The 21,074-nt window shown below is 46.3% G+C and carries 24 protein-coding genes; 16 read left to right on the top strand and 8 right to left on the bottom strand.

What is annotated here, in order from left to right; all coding sequences use genetic code 11:
- Positions 1 to 40 precede the first annotated feature (40 nt).
- From H539_RS0108495 to paaX, 4 genes are all read left to right on the top strand, one after another.
- Positions 41 to 814 (top strand): enoyl-CoA hydratase-related protein, encoded by a 774-nt coding sequence (locus tag H539_RS0108495; RefSeq protein ID WP_026693157.1) that lies wholly within the window; start codon positions 41 to 43, stop codon positions 812 to 814.
- Positions 815 to 936: 122 nt separating this feature from the next.
- The gene (locus tag H539_RS0108500; protein ID WP_026693158.1) at positions 937 to 1,797 is read left to right on the top strand and encodes a 3-hydroxyacyl-CoA dehydrogenase; all 861 of its coding nucleotides are present in this window, start codon (positions 937 to 939) and stop codon (positions 1,795 to 1,797) included.
- Between the two features lie 20 nt (positions 1,798 to 1,817).
- Entirely contained in the window at positions 1,818 to 3,023 is a 1,206-nt protein-coding gene (locus H539_RS0108505) for an acetyl-CoA C-acyltransferase (protein WP_026693159.1), read from the top strand.
- A 172-nt stretch (positions 3,024 to 3,195) separates the two neighbouring features.
- Positions 3,196 to 4,068 carry a phenylacetic acid degradation operon negative regulatory protein PaaX gene (gene paaX, locus H539_RS0108510; protein WP_026693160.1) on the top strand — a complete coding sequence of 291 codons (873 nt, stop codon included), beginning with the start codon at positions 3,196 to 3,198 and terminating at the stop codon, positions 4,066 to 4,068.
- Positions 4,069 to 4,130: 62 nt separating this feature from the next.
- Here the strand turns inward: paaX and H539_RS0108515 are convergent, their stop codons facing one another.
- Complete coding sequence (locus H539_RS0108515) at positions 4,131 to 4,670, bottom strand: gamma carbonic anhydrase family protein (protein WP_026693161.1); 540 nt, start codon at positions 4,668 to 4,670, stop codon at positions 4,131 to 4,133.
- A gap of 72 nt (positions 4,671 to 4,742) precedes the next feature.
- On the opposite strand from H539_RS0108515, the gene H539_RS0108520 reads away from it, so the two are divergent.
- The 9 genes from H539_RS0108520 (at position 4,743) to H539_RS0108565 (ending at position 12,636) form a co-directional block, all read left to right on the top strand.
- Complete coding sequence (locus tag H539_RS0108520; RefSeq protein ID WP_026693162.1) at positions 4,743 to 5,690, top strand: NAD(P)H-dependent flavin oxidoreductase; 948 nt, start codon at positions 4,743 to 4,745, stop codon at positions 5,688 to 5,690.
- A gap of 104 nt (positions 5,691 to 5,794) precedes the next feature.
- A complete protein-coding gene (locus H539_RS0108525; RefSeq protein ID WP_026693163.1) occupies positions 5,795 to 6,181 on the top strand; it encodes a thioesterase family protein in 387 nt (128 codons plus the stop codon).
- Positions 6,182 to 6,400: 219 nt separating this feature from the next.
- Positions 6,401 to 7,468 carry a pyruvate dehydrogenase (acetyl-transferring) E1 component subunit alpha gene (gene pdhA / locus H539_RS0108535; protein WP_026693164.1) on the top strand — a complete coding sequence of 356 codons (1,068 nt, stop codon included), beginning with the start codon at positions 6,401 to 6,403 and terminating at the stop codon, positions 7,466 to 7,468.
- Positions 7,468 to 8,463, top strand: a complete 996-nt coding sequence (locus tag H539_RS0108540) for an alpha-ketoacid dehydrogenase subunit beta (protein WP_026693165.1) — start codon at positions 7,468 to 7,470, stop codon at positions 8,461 to 8,463. Before pdhA ends, H539_RS0108540 begins: the two co-directional genes overlap by 1 nt.
- A 10-nt stretch (positions 8,464 to 8,473) precedes the next feature.
- Positions 8,474 to 9,667, top strand: coding sequence for a dihydrolipoamide acetyltransferase family protein (locus tag H539_RS0108545; RefSeq protein ID WP_026693166.1), 1,194 nt, complete (start codon positions 8,474 to 8,476; stop codon positions 9,665 to 9,667).
- A complete protein-coding gene (gene lpdA, locus H539_RS0108550; RefSeq protein WP_026693167.1) occupies positions 9,667 to 11,097 on the top strand; it encodes a dihydrolipoyl dehydrogenase in 1,431 nt (476 codons plus the stop codon). The genes H539_RS0108545 and lpdA overlap by 1 nt, the downstream gene beginning before the upstream one ends.
- 194 nt (positions 11,098 to 11,291) lie before the next feature.
- Entirely contained in the window at positions 11,292 to 11,498 is a 207-nt protein-coding gene (locus H539_RS0108555; protein ID WP_026693168.1) for a DUF1657 domain-containing protein, read from the top strand.
- Between the two features lie 60 nt (positions 11,499 to 11,558).
- A complete protein-coding gene (locus H539_RS0108560; protein ID WP_026693169.1) occupies positions 11,559 to 11,765 on the top strand; it encodes a DUF1657 domain-containing protein in 207 nt (68 codons plus the stop codon).
- A gap of 13 nt (positions 11,766 to 11,778) precedes the next feature.
- Positions 11,779 to 12,636 carry a DUF421 domain-containing protein gene (locus H539_RS0108565; protein ID WP_026693170.1) on the top strand — a complete coding sequence of 286 codons (858 nt, stop codon included), beginning with the start codon at positions 11,779 to 11,781 and terminating at the stop codon, positions 12,634 to 12,636.
- A gap of 40 nt (positions 12,637 to 12,676) precedes the next feature.
- Here the strand turns inward: H539_RS0108565 and H539_RS0108570 are convergent, their stop codons facing one another.
- A complete protein-coding gene (locus tag H539_RS0108570; protein ID WP_026693171.1) occupies positions 12,677 to 13,213 on the bottom strand; it encodes a GNAT family N-acetyltransferase in 537 nt (178 codons plus the stop codon).
- A 218-nt stretch (positions 13,214 to 13,431) separates the two neighbouring features.
- Here H539_RS0108570 and H539_RS0108575 point away from each other — a divergent pair, with 218 nt between their 5' ends.
- The gene (locus H539_RS0108575; RefSeq protein WP_035322219.1) at positions 13,432 to 15,054 is read left to right on the top strand and encodes a glutamate/serine transporter AimA; all 1,623 of its coding nucleotides are present in this window, start codon (positions 13,432 to 13,434) and stop codon (positions 15,052 to 15,054) included.
- A 41-nt stretch (positions 15,055 to 15,095) separates the two neighbouring features.
- Here the strand turns inward: H539_RS0108575 and H539_RS0108580 are convergent, their stop codons facing one another.
- The 5 genes from H539_RS0108580 to H539_RS0108600 form a co-directional block, all read right to left on the bottom strand.
- Positions 15,096 to 16,628: an MDR family MFS transporter gene (locus H539_RS0108580; protein WP_026693173.1), complete on the bottom strand. Its 1,533-nt coding sequence runs from the start codon at positions 16,626 to 16,628 to the stop codon at positions 15,096 to 15,098.
- Between the two features lie 284 nt (positions 16,629 to 16,912).
- A complete protein-coding gene (locus H539_RS31420; protein ID WP_155889982.1) occupies positions 16,913 to 17,053 on the bottom strand; it encodes a hypothetical protein in 141 nt (46 codons plus the stop codon).
- 178 nt (positions 17,054 to 17,231) lie between these two features.
- On the bottom strand, positions 17,232 to 17,546 hold the full coding sequence (locus tag H539_RS0108590; RefSeq protein WP_026693174.1) for a protealysin inhibitor emfourin: 315 nt from the start codon (positions 17,544 to 17,546) through the stop codon (positions 17,232 to 17,234).
- Positions 17,547 to 17,562: 16 nt separating this feature from the next.
- Positions 17,563 to 18,585, bottom strand: coding sequence for a M4 family metallopeptidase (locus tag H539_RS0108595; RefSeq protein ID WP_051348513.1), 1,023 nt, complete (start codon positions 18,583 to 18,585; stop codon positions 17,563 to 17,565).
- A 191-nt stretch (positions 18,586 to 18,776) separates the two neighbouring features.
- Positions 18,777 to 19,007: a hypothetical protein gene (locus H539_RS0108600; protein ID WP_026693176.1), complete on the bottom strand. Its 231-nt coding sequence runs from the start codon at positions 19,005 to 19,007 to the stop codon at positions 18,777 to 18,779.
- A gap of 230 nt (positions 19,008 to 19,237) precedes the next feature.
- On the opposite strand from H539_RS0108600, the gene H539_RS0108605 reads away from it, so the two are divergent.
- Both H539_RS0108605 and H539_RS28170 read left to right on the top strand, forming a co-directional pair.
- The gene (locus H539_RS0108605) at positions 19,238 to 19,690 is read left to right on the top strand and encodes a MarR family winged helix-turn-helix transcriptional regulator (protein WP_051348514.1); all 453 of its coding nucleotides are present in this window, start codon (positions 19,238 to 19,240) and stop codon (positions 19,688 to 19,690) included.
- A gap of 174 nt (positions 19,691 to 19,864) precedes the next feature.
- Positions 19,865 to 20,434, top strand: a complete 570-nt coding sequence (locus H539_RS28170) for a ribonuclease H-like YkuK family protein (protein WP_051348517.1) — start codon at positions 19,865 to 19,867, stop codon at positions 20,432 to 20,434.
- Here H539_RS28170 and H539_RS0108620 read toward each other — a convergent pair.
- Positions 20,427 to 20,837, bottom strand: a complete 411-nt coding sequence (locus H539_RS0108620; protein ID WP_026693178.1) for a GMC oxidoreductase — start codon at positions 20,835 to 20,837, stop codon at positions 20,427 to 20,429. The genes H539_RS28170 and H539_RS0108620 overlap by 8 nt on opposite strands.
- Between the last annotated feature and the right edge of the window lie 237 nt (positions 20,838 to 21,074).

A 21,074-nucleotide genomic window follows, 5' to 3' on the forward strand; every position in this document is an offset into this window, starting at 1 on the left:
TACAGGGGCATGCCAATCTAGATTAAGGGGGGGACATAACTTGTTTGAAACGGTAATCTATGAAGTGCGCCAGGGATCAGCCCATATTACAATGAACCGTCCGGAAAAACTGAATGCCTTCAATGAACAATTAAACAGGGAGCTCACGGATGCATTGCGGATGGCTTCAGGGGATAAAGCGGTGAGGACGGTTGTAATAACAGGAGCAGGAAGGGCTTTCTGCTCGGGAGAGGATCTTGAGGGAATTGGGGAGAAGATAGACCATGGCGATGTATTGCGCAGGCGCTATAATCCTATGCTTCTTGAATTGGACCGCTGTGAGAAACCAGTACTGGGTGCCATTAATGGAACAGCAGCCGGAGCCGGGATGAGTCTGGCACTCGCCTGTGATTTCCGTATAGCATCAGAAAAGGCAAGCTTTTTCGAGGCGTTCATTCATGTCGGCCTCATCCCGGATGCCGGAAATTTATATCATCTGCCCCGCATCCTCGGCCACGCTAAGGCAATGGAACTCGCAGTGCTCGGTGAAAAGGTCACTGCTTCTCAAGCGAAAGAACTCGGCCTCGTTACAGAAGTATACCCGGCAGAAAACTGGCAGCAAAAAGTGGATCTATTTGCAGGGAGGCTCGCTGCCCTGCCTACCAAGGCAGCCGGCATCATAAAAAAAAATCTGAAAGCAAGCTGGCATTCCAGCTTCGAAGAGTTTCTGGAGCTCGATGCAAAGGGACAGCGCTTGGCGGGCCTGACAGCGGACCACAAGGAAGGTGTCCAGGCATTTTTTGAAAAAAGAAAACCTCTGTTTATAGGGGAATGAAGGGCGGGCAAGGGGGTACCTTGAACGGTGAATATCAAATAAAGAAATTAGCTGCCCTATTAAAATTGCGAGCACTTCATTTACGGGTGCTCGTCTTTATGTATCGGAAGGAGGAAGGTCTAATGATGAAAGTAGTGGTCATCGGTTCGGGTGTGATGGGCAGGGGAATCGCCTATACGGCAGCTGCCGGGGGTTTTTCCACGGTCTTGGTGGATGTGGATGAAAAGCAGCTGAAAAGTGCCGAAAGGGAAATTGGCCTCCTCTTTGAAAAAGCGGCTGCAAGCGGCAGGATGGGCCATGAAGAAAGAGAAGAAGCAGGCAGGAGGCTCGTTTATTCCCATTTTCTTGTGGAGCACGTGCAGGATGCAGACCTGATCATTGAGGCAGTCCCGGAAGTGATGGAAATCAAAAGATCCATATTCGAAGTGATTGATCAGCATGCACATCATAACTGCCTTGTTGCGACAAATACCTCAACGATGAGCCCTACAGAAATAGGTTCCTTCACCAAGAGGCCGGATAAAGTGATTGCCATGCATTTTTTCAATCCAGTCCACAAAATGAAGCTGGTTGAAATTGTCCGCGGATTGGAAACCAGCGATGAAACAGCCGAAGCGGCCCAGGCGGCTGCTGTCCAGATGGGAAAGGAAACAGTCATTGTCAAGGAATTCCCGGGTTTTGTCACAAGCAGGATCAGCGCGCTTGTTGGAAATGAAGCCTTTTATATGCTCCAGGAAGGTATCGGCAGTCCGGCGGAGATTGACCGGGCCATCAAACTGGGTCTCAATTATCCGATGGGCCCCTTCGAGCTGGGTGACCTTGTCGGTCTTGATACAAGGCTCAATAACCTGAGATATCTCCATGAAAAGCTTGGGGAAAAATACAGGCCGGCCCCGCTCCTGGAGCAGTATGTAAAAGCAGGAAGGCTTGGGAGGAAAACGGGGCGGGGGGTTTATGACTACAGCCTGTCTGTTAAGAAATAATTAAAAAAGGGGGAGCACTTTTGAGGGAAGCAGTGATCATTGATGCAGTCCGAACTCCGATTGGCAGGTATAATGGCAGCCTGAAATCCATCAGGCCTGATGACCTGGGGGCAGTGGTCATTAAGGCTCTGATAGACAGGAATCCCATGGTGCCGCCGGCAGAGATAGAAGAAGTGGTGCTTGGGAACGCAAATGGGGCAGGGGAGGATAACCGGAATGTGGCCAGGATGTCTGCCCTTCTGGCCGGCCTGCCGGTAAGTACGGCTGGAACTACGATAAACAGGCTGTGCGGATCGGGGCTCGACGCAGTCAGCTATTGCGCCCGTGCCATCCTTGCGGGAGAAGGGGACATTTTTATTGCCGGTGGAACCGAAAGCATGACAAGGGCCCCTTTTGTCATGGCCAAACCAGAATCAGAATTCCCGCGGGGAAATATGGAGATGTATGATACCACGATCGGATGGCGGTTTATTAACAGCAGGCTCCAGGAAATGTACGGGACCCATTCCATGCCGGAAACAGCAGAGAATGTCACAAAAAAATATGGCATCACGAGGGAGGCCCAGGATGCATTTGCTGCTGAGAGCCAGGCAAGGGCGGAAGCGGCTGCTGCCTCTGGCCGGTTTAAGGAAGAGATGATTCCAGTATCCGTGAAGGACCGGAAAGGGAATGAATCGGTTGTGGACCGGGATGAACACCCCCGGCTGGGCACAACTGCCGAAAAGCTTGCCAGACTCAAGCCGCTCTTCAATGAAGGTACAGTCACCGCCGGAAATGCTTCTGGAGTAAATGACGGCGCGTCCGCCATTCTATTGATGAGCCGTGAAAAGGCCGAACAGCTGGGTGTGAAGCCGCTGGCGAAATATATTGTCTCAAGCGTGGCGGGTCTCGAGCCTTCCATTATGGGGATGGGGCCGGTTTATGCAGTAAGAAAAGCCATGCAGAGGGCAGGAGTTACTGTAAGCGATCTTGATTTAATCGAGCTGAATGAAGCTTTTGCAGCCCAGTGCATTGCCTGCATGAATGAGCTGGGTCTCGATTCCTCCAGAGTGAATGTCAATGGAGGTGCCATTGCCTTCGGACATCCACTGGGTGCCAGCGGGGCTAGAATCCTTACGACTCTCCTGCATGAAATGAAAAAGAGAAAAGCTAAAATCGGGCTTGCCGCAATGTGTGTAGGAGTTGGGCAGGGAATCGCTGCGATTATCGAAAACTTATCAAACTAAGGCAGCGTATGAATGGAGAACGATCAGTCCATGAAATCTATGAGTCTATGAGCTGAGAGTTCCAGACGAAAATCCACAGAAAATCCGTTTTTGCAATATAGTAACAATACTGATAATATACCTCTATAACGGTTTGAAACCGTCCGATAAAAAAGCTGAGGATGACGTGCGATTGAATACAAGATCGATGATTTTTACATTATACGGTGACTATATCTCACATTATGGAAGCAAGATTTGGATTGGCAGTTTGATTAAGCTGCTGAATGAATTCGGGCACAATGACCAGTCTGTAAGGGCGGCTATTTCCCGGATGAATAAGCAGGAATGGGTTCAGGCGGAGAAGATTGGCAACAAAAGCTATTATTCGCTGACGGAGCGGGGTCAAAAGAGAATAGAAGAAGCAGGGAAGCGGATCTTTAAGCTGAAGCCGGAGCAATGGGACGGCAAATGGAGGATTCTGATGTACAACATACCGGAAGAAATCCGAACAGTAAGAGATGAGCTTCGCAAGGAATTAATCTGGAGCGGTTTTGGCTCTATGTCCAATAGCTTTTGGATATCGGCTAACAATCTGGAAAAACAGGTCCATGATTTAATTGATAAATATGGCATACAGCCTTATGTGGACTTTTTTGTGGCCGAATATAAAGGACCCCATGAAAATAAACGGCTGGTTGAAAAAAGCTGGGATCTGGACGACATCAATGCAAGATACCAGGAATTCATCAGCCTGTACAGCCAGAAATATATCATCGATAAAAACAAGATTCAAAGAGGAAATATGTTAGATGCTGAATGCTTTGTAGAGCGGACAAAGCTGGTCCATGAATACAGGAAATTCTTGTTTGTGGATCCGGGGCTGCCGGAAGAACTGCTCCCGGAAAAATGGCTTGGGGGGCATGCAGCCTCCTTGTTCAGTGAATACTACAAAGAACTTGCTGAACCAGCCTCTCGTTTCTTTGAATCAGTTTTTAAAGAAGGCAATGAGTTGGCTGAAAAAGATGGAAACTATTGTTTTTTGGACCATCCATATATTCTATGAGCGGAAGAAGGCTGCTCCTTTTTCACATATAAGGTGTTTTTAATGAGACAGCCTTTCATTGCTCAAGGAGCTGGACTATTAGCCGGGAGCTCTTTTAGTTGTTCCTTATATTCCCTTCCTTTTTGCACATATGTATCAATGGATAGCTGAATGAGCTCAAGGTCCTTTTCTCCGAGTTCCCTTGCCGGTTTGCCTGGGGAGCCCACAACGAGGGAGCGCGGCGGGATCTTCTTTCCCGGCGGGATCAGCGTATTTGCCCCTATGATGCATTCCTCGCCGATTTCGGCACCGTCAAGTATGGTTGATCCCATTCCGATAATGCATCTTTTTCGAATGGTACAGCCATGAAGAATGGCATTATGGCCGACTGTCACTTCATCCTCAATGATTAAAGGCGATCCTTCATATAAATGGCAGGTCACATTATCCTGAATACTGCATCGCTCTCCGATCGAAATAGTATCCTCATCTCCGCGAAGAACGGCATTAAACCAGACAGAAGAATTCTTTCCGATTTTCACATCCCCTATAATATAGCAGCCAGGCGCCTGAAATACGGATTCATCCACTTCAGGCTTTTTTTCTAGAAAAGGTATGATCATGGGCCTTATCCTTTCTGAATTGTCACAATTTTAAAACTAGTATAACATTATTTCAACGAAGGGGGAATTTTTGTGAATAGGCTGTGTGAAATCCTTGGAATTAACTATCCCATCATCCAGGGAGGCATGGGGAATATCAGCAGCAGCATCCTTGCAGCAGCTGTGTCGGAAGCAGGGGGGCTCGGTACCATAGGGGCGGGCACCATGAGCATGGAGGAGGTTGAGGGACTCATTGTCCAGACAAAAGAAAGGACCAAGAAGCCATTCTCGCTGAATATTGCTTTGACTGTATCATCCTGCGCACCGGAACTCTTAAAGCTCGCGGTCAAATATAATCTGTCTGTTGTGACACTGAGTGCCGGCAATCCTTCCCCTTACATTCCCTTGCTGAAGGAAGCAGGAATAAAGGTGATTGCCGTGACAGCTTCTGTAAAGCAGGCGAAAAAGGCGGAGGAGGCAGGCGCGGATATATTGGCAGCGGAGGGATATGAAGCGGCAGGGATCAATTCAAACCTTGAGACAACTACTATGGCACTGATACCCCAAATCACATCGGCGGTGAAGGTTCCTGTTGCGGCGGCAGGAGGGGTAGCGGATGGCAGGGGGCTTGCCGCTGTTTTGGCATTAGGGGCATGCGGCGCTCAGATGGGTACCAGGTTCATAGCCACAAAGGAAGCTCCCTTCCATGAATCTTATAAGCAAAGGATTTTAGATGCTTCTGATCACGATACAATGATTGTAGGCAGATCCTTTGGCAGAATCAGAAGGCTGATGGTTTCCCCATATGCTGAACAACTGATGAGAGCAGAAAATCAGGGAGTCACCCATGAAGAGTTTTCAGATATGACATCAGAAGATCATCATAAGACAGGTGCATTGGAAGGGAATGTACAAAAAGGGTTTATGAATGGCGGGCAGATATCAGGTTTGATTTCTGACATACCAAGTGTCGCAGAGCTTCTGGATAGAATGATCACAGAAGCAAGGGAACAGCTTTTGAAGGCTCAGTTTCTGATATAGAAGGGCATAGAAATTTCCAGACAATTTGTTGACCATACGTTTAACGTGATGTTATGATTACGTTGAATAAACGGTATACATATTTTGGTGAGGAGGTTGGTTTGTTGCTTCCTGGCTTAACACCCGGTTTGTCACAGTCTATTGAGATAACAGTAACGAAAGAGATGTTTGCCGAGTTTGATGGAAAGCTTGTCCATCCTGTCTATTCCACCGCTTCCATGGTCTATCATATGGAGTGGGCGTCAAGAAAGATTCTGCTTCCTCACCTGGAGGGACACGAAGAAGGAATGGGAGGGACAGTGTCAGTCAAGCATCTTCATCCATGCCCTCTTGGGGCTGAGGTGCAGATTACTGCCGTTCTTTCTGAGGTTCAGGACAATAAGATTATTACCGAAGTCGAGGCAAGGAGCGGGGAAAAGATTTTAGGGATTGGAAGGATCGTTCAGATTGTTCTGCCGAAGGAAAGGATCCGGCAGCTGCTGTCCCGCTGAAAAATTTTTAAAACTAAATGTAAGCGCTAACATAATGCAGTGTGCTAAAGAGGGAGAGGGGCGTGTTTGAGAAAATCATAGAGCATGAGCAGGTGGTATTCTGCAATGATGAATGATCGAAGCAAGAAAAAAACGCAACAGTTTCTTTACTCATATGAAGCGGCCGAATGGGCGGTAAGAATATAATTCTATGAAAATAGAGGAAACCAGGAGGAGCCGATGGAAACTACTTTTCCGATTTTTCAAGTGCTGGACGCGAACGGAAATCTTGCTGATGAAAGCTGCAGGGAATACGTGGACGAAACACTAGTTAAGGAGTTTTACTCTGGAATGGCCAGGATCCGCATTTTTGACCGGAAGGCGGTGAGCCTTCAGCGCCAGGGAAGGATTGGGACGTACGCTCCGTTTGAAGGCCAGGAGGCTTCCCAGGTGGGAAGCGCCAAGGCGTTAAATCCTGATGACTGGATGTTTCCCACTTATAGGGACCATGGGGCTGCCATGACGTTCGGACATTCCTTGCTGAATATCCTGCTTTTCTGGAATGGAAGGAATGAAGGCTGTGTACCGCCGGAGGGAAAAAGGATTTTTCCGCCTGCTGTTCCAATTGCCACGCAGCTGCCTCATGCTGCAGGTGCGGGGTTTGCCGAAAAGAAAAAAGGAACGGAGAATGCCGTCATATGTTATTTTGGCGATGGAGCAACCTCAGAGGGAGATTTCCATGAGGGCTTGAATTTTGCTTCTGTCTTTAAATCTCCGGTTGTCTATTTCTGCCAAAATAATCAGTATGCCATTTCTGTCCCGATTCATAGACAGATGAATTCAGCCACCATTGCCCAAAAGTCGATTGCTTATGGGATGGAAGGAAAACGGGTGGACGGCAACGATGTATTTGCGGTTTACATAGAAACAAAAAAAGCTCTAGAGCGTGCAAGAAAAGGAGAGGGACCTACGCTAATCGAGGCGGTGACATGGAGATACGGTGCCCATACGACGGCGGATGATCCGTCTAAATACCGCGACCAGGAGGAAAGCACAATGAAAAGACGGGAAACAGATCCCATGCTCCGCCTTGAAAGGTGGCTGAAGAATGAAGGAATGTATGAGGAAGGCTGGGTCAGGGAAATCGAGGAAAAGGCCGCACAAGAGATAGATCGGGCCATCCTTGAAATGGAGGAATTTCCGGCCCCGGATCCCGCCGCGATCTTTGACTATGTGTTTGAAAGGCCGACATGGACCATTGAGAAGCAGAAGCAGGATTATTTTGAGCTGATCAGAGGTGGGGAATGATGAAGACCGTACAAAAATCAAAAGTCTTGACCCTTGTCGCTGCCATAAATGATGCACTGGATATTATGCTTGAAGACGATTCAGGGGTCCTTCTGCTTGGCGAGGACATCGGTAAAAACGGCGGCGTATTCAGAGCAACAGACAGCCTTCTAGAAAAGTACGGCCAGGACAGGGTGATAGATACTCCCTTGAGTGAAGCGGGATTTGTCGGAGCCGCGATCGGAATGGCGGTGAACGGCTTCCGCCCTGTCGTTGAGATTCAATTCTTAGGATTTATCTATCCGGCTTATGAACAAATCATGACCCATGCTTCAAGGCTCAGAATGAGAACAAGGGGGCATTTTACCGTCCCCATGGTGATCCGGGCCCCTTATGGAGCGGGCGTCCGGGCACCTGAAATCCATTGCGACAGTACGGAGTCACTTTTTACCCATATGCCGGGCATGAAGGTGGTCTGCCCTTCCAATCCGTATGACGCCAAAGGGCTGATGATAGCAGCCATCCAGGATCCCGATCCGGTTTTGTTCCTTGAACCGATGAGAAGCTACCGTTCACAAAGGGAAGAAGTTCCGGAAGGGAAGTATGAGGTGGAGATCGGAAGGGGGAAAAAGCTGGCAGAAGGCAAGGATGTTACCCTTATCGGCTGGGGGGCCATGATTCCGATTGTGATGAAGGCTGCAGAGGAAATGAAGGAAAAAGGGATATCGTGCGAAGTCCTGGATTTAAGGACCCTGTATCCCCTTGATAAGGACCTTGTCATGGAATCCGTTCAAAAAACGGGCCGGACCGTCATAGTCCATGAAGCACATGCAACCGGGGGGACAGGGGCAGATTTGATCTCCCTGATCAATGACGAGGCATTCCTTTATCAGAAAGCGCCGGCTGAAAGGGTGACAGGCTTTGATGCACCCGTTCCCTTTTTCGGGCTCGAAGACCATTATCTGCCTTCAACGAAACGGGTAGCAGCGGCCATTGAAAAAGTGATGAAGTTTTAGGAGGTGCAGCATGTTTGAGGTAAAACTGAATGATATCGGGGAAGGGATGACAGAAGCCGGCATCAGCTGCCTGTTTGTCAAGGCCGGGGATGAAGTCAAGGCGGATGAGCCGTTAGTGGAGATACAGACCGATAAAATGACTGCAGAAATCCCGGCCCCAAGGCCGGGAATAATAAAAAGCATCCTGATAAGCACAGGGGAGACCGTCAAAGTGGGCACCACCTTGTTCATCCTGGAGGAACAAATTCCATCGGAAAAGAGGGAGCCGCCTGAGAAAGGAGTCCCTTATCATCCTAGAATACTGGCTTCTCCCTATACAAGAAAAATAGCAAGAGACCACTCGGTGAACATTGAAGAAATCAGGGGAACAGGGCCTTCCGGCCGCATCACGGACGAGGATGTCCTGGCCTTTATTTCTTACAGTGATTCCGCAGACATTAAGTCCCTCTCAATAGGAACTATTCCGCAGGATACAGGCCAAAAACCTTTACCTGCAAGTGCTTTGCAGGAGTTGGGGCTGATTCCATTCCGCGGCCGCAGAAAACAGATTGCAAAGAATATGGTCCATTCTCTAACGGTCATTCCGCATTGTACCCATTTTGAGGAAATCGATGTAAGCGGCCTGTCAGACTTCCGTAATGAACTGAAAGCATCCGGCCAGTCCATTTCTGCCGCTAGCTTTTTCGTCAAAGCACTCTCTGTATGCCTTAAGGAATATCCAGTCTTCAATGCAATGCTTGATGAGAAACAGGAGGAAATCCGGCTGCTGAAGGAGCATCACATTGGAATCGCGGTGGATGCGCCGGAGGGCCTCATTGTGCCGGTTATCCGGAATGTGGAGCAGAAAAACATAAAAACCATACAAAAGGAAATGAAAAATCTCACAGAGCGTGCCCTATCTGAAAAATTGACCATAAAGGACATCTCAGGGGGTACCTTTACAGTAAGCAATGTAGGGCCGCTCGGCGGCAGTATCGGGGCGACACCGATCATCCAGCATCCCCAGGCTTCGCTCGTTTCGTTCCATAAAACAAAGAAGAGGCCGGTTGTTACAGATAACGATGAAATTGTGATCCGCTCTATTATGAATATGTCGATGTCCTTCGACCACAGGGTGGCAGACGGTGCAGCTGCCGTCCGCTTCACAAACCGATTTGCCGAGCTGATTGAAAATCCTAAAATGCTTCTCCTGGAGTTGATGTAATGGTAGTCGGAGAGATTGCTCACGAAAAGGAGCTTGTTATCATTGGCGGCGGCCCCGGCGGCTATCATGCTGCCATCAGGGCTTCCCAGCTGGGCATAAGGGCTGTGCTGATTGAAAAAAAGGAGCTTGGCGGGATCTGCCTGAATAAAGGCTGCATCCCCTCCAAGGTATTCTCCCATACAGGGGAACTCCTTACCTCCATAAAGACGAAAGAACAGTTTGGTATTAAAGCCGAAAAAATTGAATTTGATTTCCATAGTCTGATCCATTACAAGCAGGAAGCGGTCCAAAGGCTCCGAAGCGGAGTGGATGCCCTGTGCAGGGAAAATAAAGTAGAAATCATCAAAGGAAAGGGGTATTTCTTATCGGAGGACAGGATTGGCGTTGAACAAAAGGATTCTTATGAAGTCTTCCGTTTTAAGTCTGCCGTCATCGCCTCCGGCGGTGTCCCTGTTGAACCATCAGGCTGCCCTATCAATGATTCCCGAGTCCTGAGCCCCTGGACCATCACTAATTTGAAGACAGTGCCTGGACATCTCATAATTTTGGGCGGTGATTATATTGCCCTTGAAATGGCCATGGCCTATAAGGCGTTCGGTTCCAAAGTCAGCATGGTTTTACCTGAAGGGAAGAGGGATTTTTCCTTCGATCCAGCCATCAACCGGGAATTGACCCGTGTCTTCAAGAAAACCGGCATTTCCATTCTGAAAGGATACTCCATGCTGGGGATGGATGCAGGAAGTGAAACGATAACCATCCAGCTTAAGGGAGAAAATGAGAGCAAAAACGCAGAAGGAACTCACTTGTTTTATTCCCTTGGAACTAGGCCGAATGTAAAGAATCTGGGTTTGGAGCGCCTGGGCCTTGCATTGACGGAGGAAGGATGTATCCAGACAGATCCGGCTGGAAGGACCTCTATCCGGAATATTTATGCGGTGGGGGATGCCGTTTCGGGCCCTTCGCTGGCTGTAAAAGCCATGAAACAGGGAAAGATTGCAGCCGAAACGATTGCCGGCTTAAAGAGTGAAACTGATTTAAGGTTTATGCCTCGAATCGCCCGCACATACCCGCCGATCGCCTGTGCTGGCCTGACAGAGCCGGAAGCAATAGCGGAAGGCTACGACGCCGCAGCCGGCGAGTTTTCCCTCGCTGGAAACGGGTATGCAGAAATTCTTGGGTCAAAAGAAGGACTGGCCAAGCTAGTCTTTGACAAGAAAACAGATGTGCTTCTTGGCGTTCATCTCATCGGCCGCGGAGCCGCTGAATTGCTCTCCGGGGGCATCCAGGCACTTGAAATGGCCGCGCGCTTTGAGGATCTCCGATTCCCTCTGTATCCTCATCCCTCCCTTAATGAGGCAGTAATGGAGGCGGCTGAAGCTTTCAAGGGAGAAAGCATCCACAGCAGGCCAAAAAAATTAAAGCGTCTGTAAAAGAGGGCTCTTAGAGAGAAGAGGGAAAAATTAAATTCTTGCCATGATTAGACTGAATTGTATTGATACTTAGCTCTCATGAAGTTTTTGAGAGCTTTTTTAATGTTCTTTAATGGAAATTTTTAAAGGCATAAAACCCCTGCATCTGAAGCACAATAACTTTGTTCCACATTTCAATACAGGGGTGATTTTTAATGACCGTTATCCAAAACGTAAAAACAACAGTCGCTGGTTTAAAAAGTGCTCAGGCAAGTTTTGAAACTTTTGCGCTTTCCACTGACAATCAAGAGGCGAAAAAATTATATGAGGATGCAGCCCAGCAGACTCAGTCCATAATTGAAACAATCTCAAGCCGTGTAGAAGCAATCGAGCAGGAAGAGCCGCAATACACACAAGGGTAAATCAAAAGGAGGCTGGCATCAAGCCAGCCTCTCCATAAGGTAAAGAAGGAAGATGAAATTATGACGGTGGCATCTAATGTAAAACAGACACTGGCATCCCTAAAAGGAATTGAAGCCCAGCTTTCAGCCTTTGCGTTAAACTCAAAAGATTCAGAGGCCCAGCAGGTCTTTCATGAAGCCATGATCGAAATGGCGGAAATCAAGAATGAAATCCAAATGAGGGTATACGAAATTCAGCGGGAAGAAGAACAATATCAGTCATCATAAATGAGGTGAGGATTTGACGGTTTGGGATATCGCTCTTCGATCCGTAATATTCTTAATTGTCTTGTTTGCGGCAGCAAAATTATTAGGGAAAAAGCATATATCGCAATTATCCTTTTTCGAATATGTATCTGGGATTGTGCTTGGGGATATTGCTGGGGAAGTGATCCTGGGCGAAGATCAGTATATCATGCATGGAATCGTCGGCATTTTCATCTTTACTGCAGTTACATACCTTGCAGACTTCCTTTCCTTGAAGAGCCGAAGATTTAGGGAAATCATCGAAGGCAAATGCACCGTTTTTATAGAAAATGGAAAAATTTTAGAAGATCATTTAAAAAAAGAAAGATATTCCGTAGAAGACCTTGCCGCCCTGCTGCGTGAAAAGGATGTGTTCAATATCGCCGATGTTGAATTTGCCGTATTGGAGCCGAAGGGTAAATTAAGCGTTCTCCTTAAAAAAGAAAAACAGCCGCTTACTCCTAAGGACCTCAAGATTAAGACACCCAATGAGAAAGAACCCCAGGCGGTCATCATGGACGGGCAGGTCATTTATGAGGCACTCGGCAAAACAGGGAAAACGCTTGAATGGGTAAATAAAGAATTATCCAAACAAGGGGTGTCCCTCAACAATGTCTTTTATGCCCAGATCGACAGCTATGGAGAGATGACCATCGATCTTTATAATGATAAAACGAAAACATCCTCTCCAAATGCGAGACCCCTTCTCCTGGCAGAAATTAAAAAAACCCAGGCGGATCTGGAATCATTCTCCTTGCAGACTTCTAATAAAGCAGCAAAGAATATGTATGCTAAAAATGCGGAAAAAATGACTTCCATCCAAAAAAGACTGGAGCCCTTCCTGAAAGGATAGTGCGGGTTGAAAATAGGGAAGCAGCGCTTAAGGCTGCCCCTTATTTTATTTTCCGGCTCCGGAGCACGGTAATGAAGCCATCCAGGATTTCATGACTGACTGTAAATCCTTTCCGCTGATAAAATTCCAATGCGTTCGTGTTTCCATTGGAAACGAAGATGAAGTAATCTTCTGCTTCTTTGAAGGTCTGCAGCCATGTCATGGACAGATCAAAGAGCTTTGAACCGACTCCATACTTTCTATATCCTTCCTTAATATAGAACTGAGATAAGCAGCCGACCTGTTCCATTTTCACTGATGAGAGATCAAAAAAAGCAGCAAAATCATTGGAATAGGTTTCCTTTGGTGAAATATTGGAGTAGACATATCCGACAGGCTGATCACGGTCCTTTACTAAAACGATGTAATTATGAGAGGCAGAATCAATGGATGGAAGCATTCTTGTTTCAAAGTTCATGCTGTCAAACAGTTCGGGTCTTATCGCAGCCACAGATTTTTGAAAAGCCATAAGCTCATTGCACAGCTCCCTGCATGCTTCAGCTCTTTCGGCTGGTATAACCTCATATGTAAGGTTCATAGGTACATCTCCTTTTTGCCTTTCTTATACTTAATTCTACTAAAAAAATGAGAGTAAAGCATTTTTTTATAAGGAAACCAAATGCTGCTGCTTTAAATAAGTTTTAAATTTTTTGAAAAATGGTAAAAGGTATGTAAGAATATTAGATGTAGTTTTTATTCTAAAATAATATTTGGTAAGATTTCTGGATTTGAAGGGAGCAGGCTGCATTGGGAAACATGCATAGGAACATGGGGTATTTCTCTTTAACGATGACCGGTCTTGGATCGATTATTGGTTCAGGCTGGCTTTTTGGGGCTTGGAAGGCGGCGAAGATTGCCGGACCGGCTGCCATCTTTGCGTGGGTAATTGGGATGGTTGTCATCCTGACGATTGCCCTGACATACACAGAGCTTGGAGCCATGCTCCCGGAAGCAGGGGGGATGGTGAAGTATACACAGTATTCACACGGCTCTTTTGTCGGTTTCCTTGCTGCCTGGGCAAACTGGATTGCCATTGTTTCCGTTATCCCGGTTGAGGCGATCGCATCCGTACAGTATATGAGCTCCTGGCCCTGGGCATGGGCAGGGTGGGCGCATGGCATGGTTCATCAGGGAATCTTGACTCCTCCAGGTTTAGCGGCAGCCGCCATCTTGGTTATCATCTATTTCCTCTTAAACTTTTGGGCTGTCAGCTTATTCTCGAAAGCCAATTCACTGATTACGATTTTTAAAATTATTATTCCTGGTGCAACAATTGTGGCATTGATTACAGTGGGCTTCCACAGCGGCAATTTCTCCACTGGTTCGCATGGCATGGCGCCCTATGGGTGGTCAAGCGTTTTGACTGCGGTGGCAACCTCTGGAATTGTATTTGCCTTTAATGGGTTCCAGAGCCCGATCAATATGGCGGGAGAGGCGAAAAATCCGGGAAAATCCATCCCTATTGCCGTCATTGGTTCGGTGCTGGCTGCGACGGTCATATATGTCCTGCTGCAGATTGCCTTCATTGGGGCAGTCAGTCCAAGTGCCATCGCCAAGGGCTGGCACAGCTTGAATTTTGATTCTCCATTTGCTGATCTTGCACTGGCGCTCAATATTAACTGGCTGATGATTGTCTTATATCTAGACGCATTTGTATCTCCATCGGGGACAGGGACGACCTATACGGCAACAACCGCAAGGATGATTTTTGGGATGGAGAAGAATGGATACATGCCAAAGGCATTCGGCAGGCTTCACCCGATTTTTAAGGTCCCGCGGCCGGCCATGTTTTTCAACCTTGCCGTATGTTTCATATTTTTATTTGTGTTTAAAGGATGGGGAACACTGGCCGAGATCATTTCCGTTGCGACTCTGGTTTCCTATATCACCGGTCCGGTTACGGTCATGACCCTGAGGAAAACGGGCAGCCACTTCTACAGGCCGGCAAAGGTGAAGGGACTTCAAGTAATTGCGCCGCTTGGATTTATCTTTGCCTCCCTTGTCTTATATTGGGCAAGATGGCCGCTGACCGGACAGGTTTTATTCATCATCATCATCGGCCTTCCGATCTATTTCTATTACCAGCTAAAAAGCAAATTCAAAGGATTTATGCAAAGCTTCAAATCGGGAGTATGGATGGCTGCCTATCTTGTAACCATGATGCTGATTTCCTATCTTGGCAGCGAAAAATTCGGCGGCTTAAATTATATCCATTTCGGCTGGGATATGGTACTGATTACAGTTGTTTCCATTCTCTACTATATCTGGGCCCTGAAAAGCGGGTACAAGACTGAGTTCCTGAAAGAAGCGGAAGCGATTAACAATACGCTCCGTAAACAGGAAAAAAAGCTTAGGCACGACCAGACGGAAGTATTATAATCCAAAAAAAGGATCAGAAATCGCTTCTGATCCTTTTTTGATTATGAAACCTGTTTATCTGAAGCCCCAAGCTTAGAAGGCATGAGCCTCTCTTTTCCCATCAGGATGATGGCGATGAAGCCTAAAGAAATAGGAATTAACGTCCACGTAAAGGTCGCCGATACAGAGTCTGCCATGGCGCCGGATATTTTGTGCAGGATTCCGGCTGGGATCTTTGCTCTCATATCCGCAGAAAGCAGTGCCCTTGAATCAATATTTCCCGCGAATCCTTTTAAAGAGCCTAAAGCTTCCTTTAAATCATTCTGGAAAAGCTTGTTTTGGATACTGCCGAAGATGGTAACACCGATCGTCATGCCCAGTGTCCTGAAAAAAGTATTGGTGGATGTGGCAATTCCGCGTTTCTGCGGCTCCATTTTATGCTGGGTGGACATGCTTAAAAGGGAGAAGGAGCAGCCCATTCCAACGCCGGCAATAATCATGAATATTGTCAGGGTAGAGCGTCCCGTATCTGCATCAATGGTTCCCAGCAAACACATTCCTATGAAAAACAGAATGACCGAAACCAGCATGATGGCCCTATAGCTGAACCTCCGGACAGATAATCCTGAAAGCTGGCTTCCCGCTACGGAGCCTACCATCATCGGGATCAAAATTACTCCTGAGTTGGTTGCAGTCCCGCCATAAACCGATTGAACAAACAATGGAATGAGTACCGTCGCAATAATGAAGGCTGCTCCGTAAAAGAAGGCCACAGCCTGGGTAGCGGCAAAAAGCTGCCTTTTAAACAAACTCATGGAAATGATCGGTTCCTGTACTTTCCTCTCGATTACAAGAAAAGCAGCGAATAGAACCGCAAAAATAATAAAGAACGAAATAATCTGCGCAGAATCCCAGGCATATTTATTTCCTCCAAGCTCGAGTGCAAACATGAGGCTCACTACGGATCCTACCAATGTAACAGCCCCATACCAGTCAATCTTAAGCCTGCGGAGCTGCAGGGTTTCCTTATAAAACGGACCGATTAAAAACAGGGAGAGAATTCCCAGCGGCAGATTAATATAAAAAATCCAGCGCCAACTAATCTGATCAGTAATAAAGGCTCCCAGAAGCGGACCGATGACAGAGGAAAGGCCGAAAACTGCGCCGAACAGCCCCGTCATTTTCCCCCGTTTCTCTGGAGGGAAGATATCAAAAATAATGGTGAATGCAATTGGCATAAGAGAACCTCCGCCAATCCCCTGTATGGCTCTGTAAATGCTCAGCTGAACGATCGTCTGCGCGGTCCCGCAAAGGGCAGATCCTATCAAAAATACGGCAAGGCCCAATAAATAAAACCTCTTTCGGCCATACATATCCGACAGCTTCCCAAAAATGGGCATGCTGGCCATCGTAGCGACCAGGTAAGCCGAAGTGACCCAGATAAACTGCTCCAGGCCGCCAAGCTCCCCGACGATCGTAGGCATGGAGGCAGAAACAATGGTATTGTCCATGGCCGCCATCAGGATCCCCAGCAATAACCCGGCAACGACTAAGCCTGTTCTGCTTTCTTTTTTGCTCATAATATCCTCCTTCATAAGTGCTTTCATCAAAACAAGCGGTTAAGAGATGTCGGCTATATCTACTAATTCTTCTTTAATGTATGAGCTTACAAAGGAAGATAATCATTCTGCTGTCCTATAGCATAGATACTCAGAGCATCTTGTCTTAACTGCTAAGAAAATTATAAGGAGGGGATTGAGTGGAGTCAATTTATATTTGGTTTTTTATTCCTGATCCTGCAATATTTATAAGATAACCTAATAGAAAAATGCGAAAGCCTATAACAGCCTTCGCATTCATAATGGGGTGAATTCTCTCCTTAGCTTTTAAATCCATTTTTTGTTCTATCAGCATTTTTCTTCAATTGGTCTGCCTTTTGATACTCCCTGTGATCGACGCTGGTGTCCCAAATGCTGTATTCGATATCCCGGCTGGACTGCGGAGTGTTTTTAGAACTCATTCACATTACCTCCAAGCTAGTTGTAACGTCATTATCTGCGCTTTTATCATTTTTATTCTGGCTAATGCATAATAGAAAACAATCTCTTGTTTTTATTCCGGACAATTGTCTTAATATCAAAAAAATGTTTCATTTCCTATTAAAGAGAATGAAAAACAGGCCCTCCGCCATTTTTTTGCTAGTCACTTAATTTTTCCTCAATAGCGAGGTCTCTTAAGTAATCCAGTAAAGGACGGAGCTGTTCAGGAGCCGTAACATCGGTATAAACAAGGCAGGACGTCTCAGCCTCTCCGATTAGCTCAAGCTGATAGGTAAACGCATCATTGCCACCGAATGCTTTAGAAGTCAAGGAGGCAGCGAGGCTGTTTACATCAGCGTCTTCTAGTAACTGCTTCAGTTTCTCCGCCTTTTCCTCAGGAAGCTGTTCTAATTCCGTTTCGTATGCCAGATGAAGATTGGCAATCCCGCCGGAAGTCAAAAAACGAATCTTCATGTTCGCCATCCTCCGATTATTGTGAAATCCCGACGGCCTGGAACGCAGATTCCACAGATTTTGGTGCGGTTTCAGGAACCTCTCCTTTATCAGCCAATGACTGGGCAGCCTGCTGGATGGTGTGGAAAAAAGCGGAGAAATCTGCAGTGGCATATAGCTTCTGCATTCCCTGATACCAGACGGCAGCGGCCTTATCAGTTCCAATCTCCATAGAAACCAGATAAAACGCCTTGTTCAGGATACCTGAGTTAATGTGCACTCCATAATTATCATCCGAACCGCTGTAATAATTTTTCATATGATCCGGCTGCATATCCTTGCCCATCAGCTTGTTATCAAAGGCCGTTCCCGGCGCCTTCATGGAGCGGAGTGCCTGTCCCTTTAAGGAAGGGCCCATAATATCGGCACCGATCAGCCAATCTGCCTCCGAAGCAGTCTGCTTTAAATGGTGCTGTTTAATAACTGTTCCGAATACATCTGAGAGATGCTCATTGATTGCTCCGGACTGGCCTTCATACTCCAATCCGCTCGTATATTGAGTCACTCCGTGAGTCAATTCGTGGCCGATGACATCGAGGGAACTGGTAAAACCAATAAAGATCTTTCCATCTCCGTCTCCGAATACCATTTCTTCTCCATTCCAAAAAGCATTCAAAAAATTTCGTCCATAATGCACATTTAAAAGAAGATCCAATCCTCGATTATCAATGGAATTTCGGTTCAGTACTTCCTTAAAATAATCCCGGACGATCCCGGCAAAATCATAAGCCTGGTTAACCGCCTCATCCGAGCCCGAACGGTCTCCTTCCTTGCGGGCTTCCTGTACACGCAGCCTGGTATTGTGCCCGCAATCATAAACATGGCGCTCTGATCCGCCTTCTCCAATGGCTGTAGAGATTAAATCGAAATCCAGCAGGTTTCTCTGCCTATGGATCAAACGCAGTTTAGAAAGACTGGCCCGTGCAGCATCCACATCATTCTGGGCTAAACGTTCAAGAATATAGACAGGAACAACAAAATCAGGCATATGCTTCATCATGGCTTCACTCCTTTTTTCTAGTTTACGGCTTTTACAGACTGCGTTCAAATAATTCAGACTATTTAAGTTAAACTTAGGATAGGAAAGGGATCTTTAGGGAGGTCGAGCACAGAATGTCCGGGTGCTTCTAGTTTTCGGACAGGTTGAAGCAGCGGAAGGGGTAAGTCCATCAGCAGCAGCCTTATTTTTTGTTATGCTTCTATTTTAGGGGACTCTGGATCTGGCAATGCCAGCAAATCATTGGCTGCTTTTTTGTCTTTCCTTACATCCCGGAGGAAGAAGCTTAGGACAATGCCCGCGATACAAATTGCGGCTGCCCAATAGAATGCGTCATTAATACCGCTGACCGTGGCCTGCATATTGGCCTTTTTCGCCATGAGCTGGACCGCTGTCTGCTGGGCCTGGGCAGCCGGCAGATGCACCTCGGCAGAAAAATCAACCTGTTTCCACCTAAAAACAGTTCGGCAATACCACTCTTATTAGAAAACAGTCTTAACAAAAATAAATATTAACAATGTTTAGTATCACTGAAATACTTTAACAAAAAGTATCTTTGTTGTAAAGAAACTTTTGCGAAAAGGTATTGCGCTTTTCATTCTATTATGAATGAGGTAAAATATAACTAGAAAGTGGTTGTTGAAGGAGGAAACAAGTGGATAATTTGAACGAAGGGCATGTCAATATCATGGATGAGCTTGATAGTATTTCGGAAACGTTTTTCCGTTATAAAAACAAGCAGATGGAAAAAAAGTATGATGATATACCCTTGAAAATGAATGTAAATAAGTATCAGATTCTTAAATCCATTTATATGAACAAGGAATGCATCGTTGCAGATCTGGTTAAGAAACTTGAGCTTACATCAGGGGCTACTACTCTGATCTTAAATAAATTAGAAGAAGAGAATCTTATTGCGAGAAGCCGCTCTACAGCTGACCGAAGGCTTGTTTTCCTGGAATTGACGGACGAAGGCAGGAGAGTATACGATATTCTTTCTAAAAAGAGGGCAGAATTTCTGCTTAAGATATTAAACCCGTTGAGTGCCGGAGAAAAGGATGAATTCATCCGGCTCTTTAAAAAAATTGCAGATGGACTGGATCAATAAGCTGCGGCCGTGTGCTGCGGCTTTTTTTGCGGAGAAACTTGGCCGTTTTGATACTGCCTGGTTCCATTCAGGCATATATTTCATATATTGAGATAGAAAGATTGGAATATACTATGAATGTCTAGGCTCCGGACGGCTGAAGGAACTCTGAATGAAAGGTTGCAGATACTGATTATGGAACAGGTACAAGGAATTCCGTATTTTTTTCAAAATATCACCGAGAAAAATATGACATTTGACCATGTTTTTCAGCGTATTTCCGATTTTATCAAAAGAGATCCAAAGGGAAATTTCCGCCTTATCGTAGGGACGGACTCCCAGGTCCATAAAAGGCATACCCTTTTTATCTCTGCCATCATCATCCAAAGACAGGGCAAAGGGGCATGGCTGTGCATCCGAAAAGAACTAGTACCGAGAAAGATGCTGCACCTCCATGAGCGGATCTCACGGGAAACCTCCCTGACGGAAGAACTGGCTGCGCTGTTTACAGACGACCATAAAAATGCCCTTGTGGATCTAGTGCTTCCACACGTCTACGATGGGGCAAGCTTTACATTGGAAGGCCATATTGATATTGGCTCGGGTCAAAGAAATAAAACAAATGTATTTGTAAAAGAAATGGCTACAAGAATCCGTGCAATGGGGCTGGTACCTGTCATCAAGCCGGATTCATTCGGGGCTTCCTGTGTAGCCAATAAATATACGAAACGGAACAGCCTTACAGAAGGAAAAAAGATTATTTAACAGAATTGTGCGGATTTGTGCGAATGGTGTCCTGTTTTCCCATTATAAAAAGAGGTACATATACAGCGGTTTTCTGAATTTTTTCAGCTGTTCTTGTGGCAAGGCCCTGTGTGGTGAGGGTAGGGTTGGTCCCTCCCAGGCCGTTGGGCAGTACGCTGTTGTCTGCGATGAAAAGGGGGTTTACCTGGATTGCCTCACAGTTTTGGTCCACAACAAAGCCTATTTTCATGGTACTCATGATATGGATCATCATGCCGGGTGGCCATTTGGACTGGATGATGGTTTTTGCTCCGGAATATAGCAGGATATCAGCAGCCAGTTTTATGAGCTGCTTTTTCTTTTTGATCGTATTTTTAGTGGGAGAATATGTAATGGATGGAACAGGGCCGTGTGTATCCCCCATATCCGGGGAAGTGAGGACTGAGTTCCATGAAATTAAATATGGTGGCCTGGTTCCATTTTTGTGCCAAACGCTTTTCCCTCTTTTCTGCCTTTTTATCAAGAATATTGCAAATAGAGGATTATAGAAGTGAAAGTTCGAAGTATTTTTAAAGGAGAATAACTGCCTTCCATTTTGGATACCTTTGCAAGGGCTGTCTGATTATTTATGGAAGACAGAACATGAAAGGACTGCCTGTTT

The organism is Peribacillus kribbensis DSM 17871 (assembly GCF_000430765.1).
Taxonomy (GTDB): domain Bacteria; phylum Bacillota; class Bacilli; order Bacillales; family DSM-1321; genus Paraperibacillus; species Paraperibacillus kribbensis.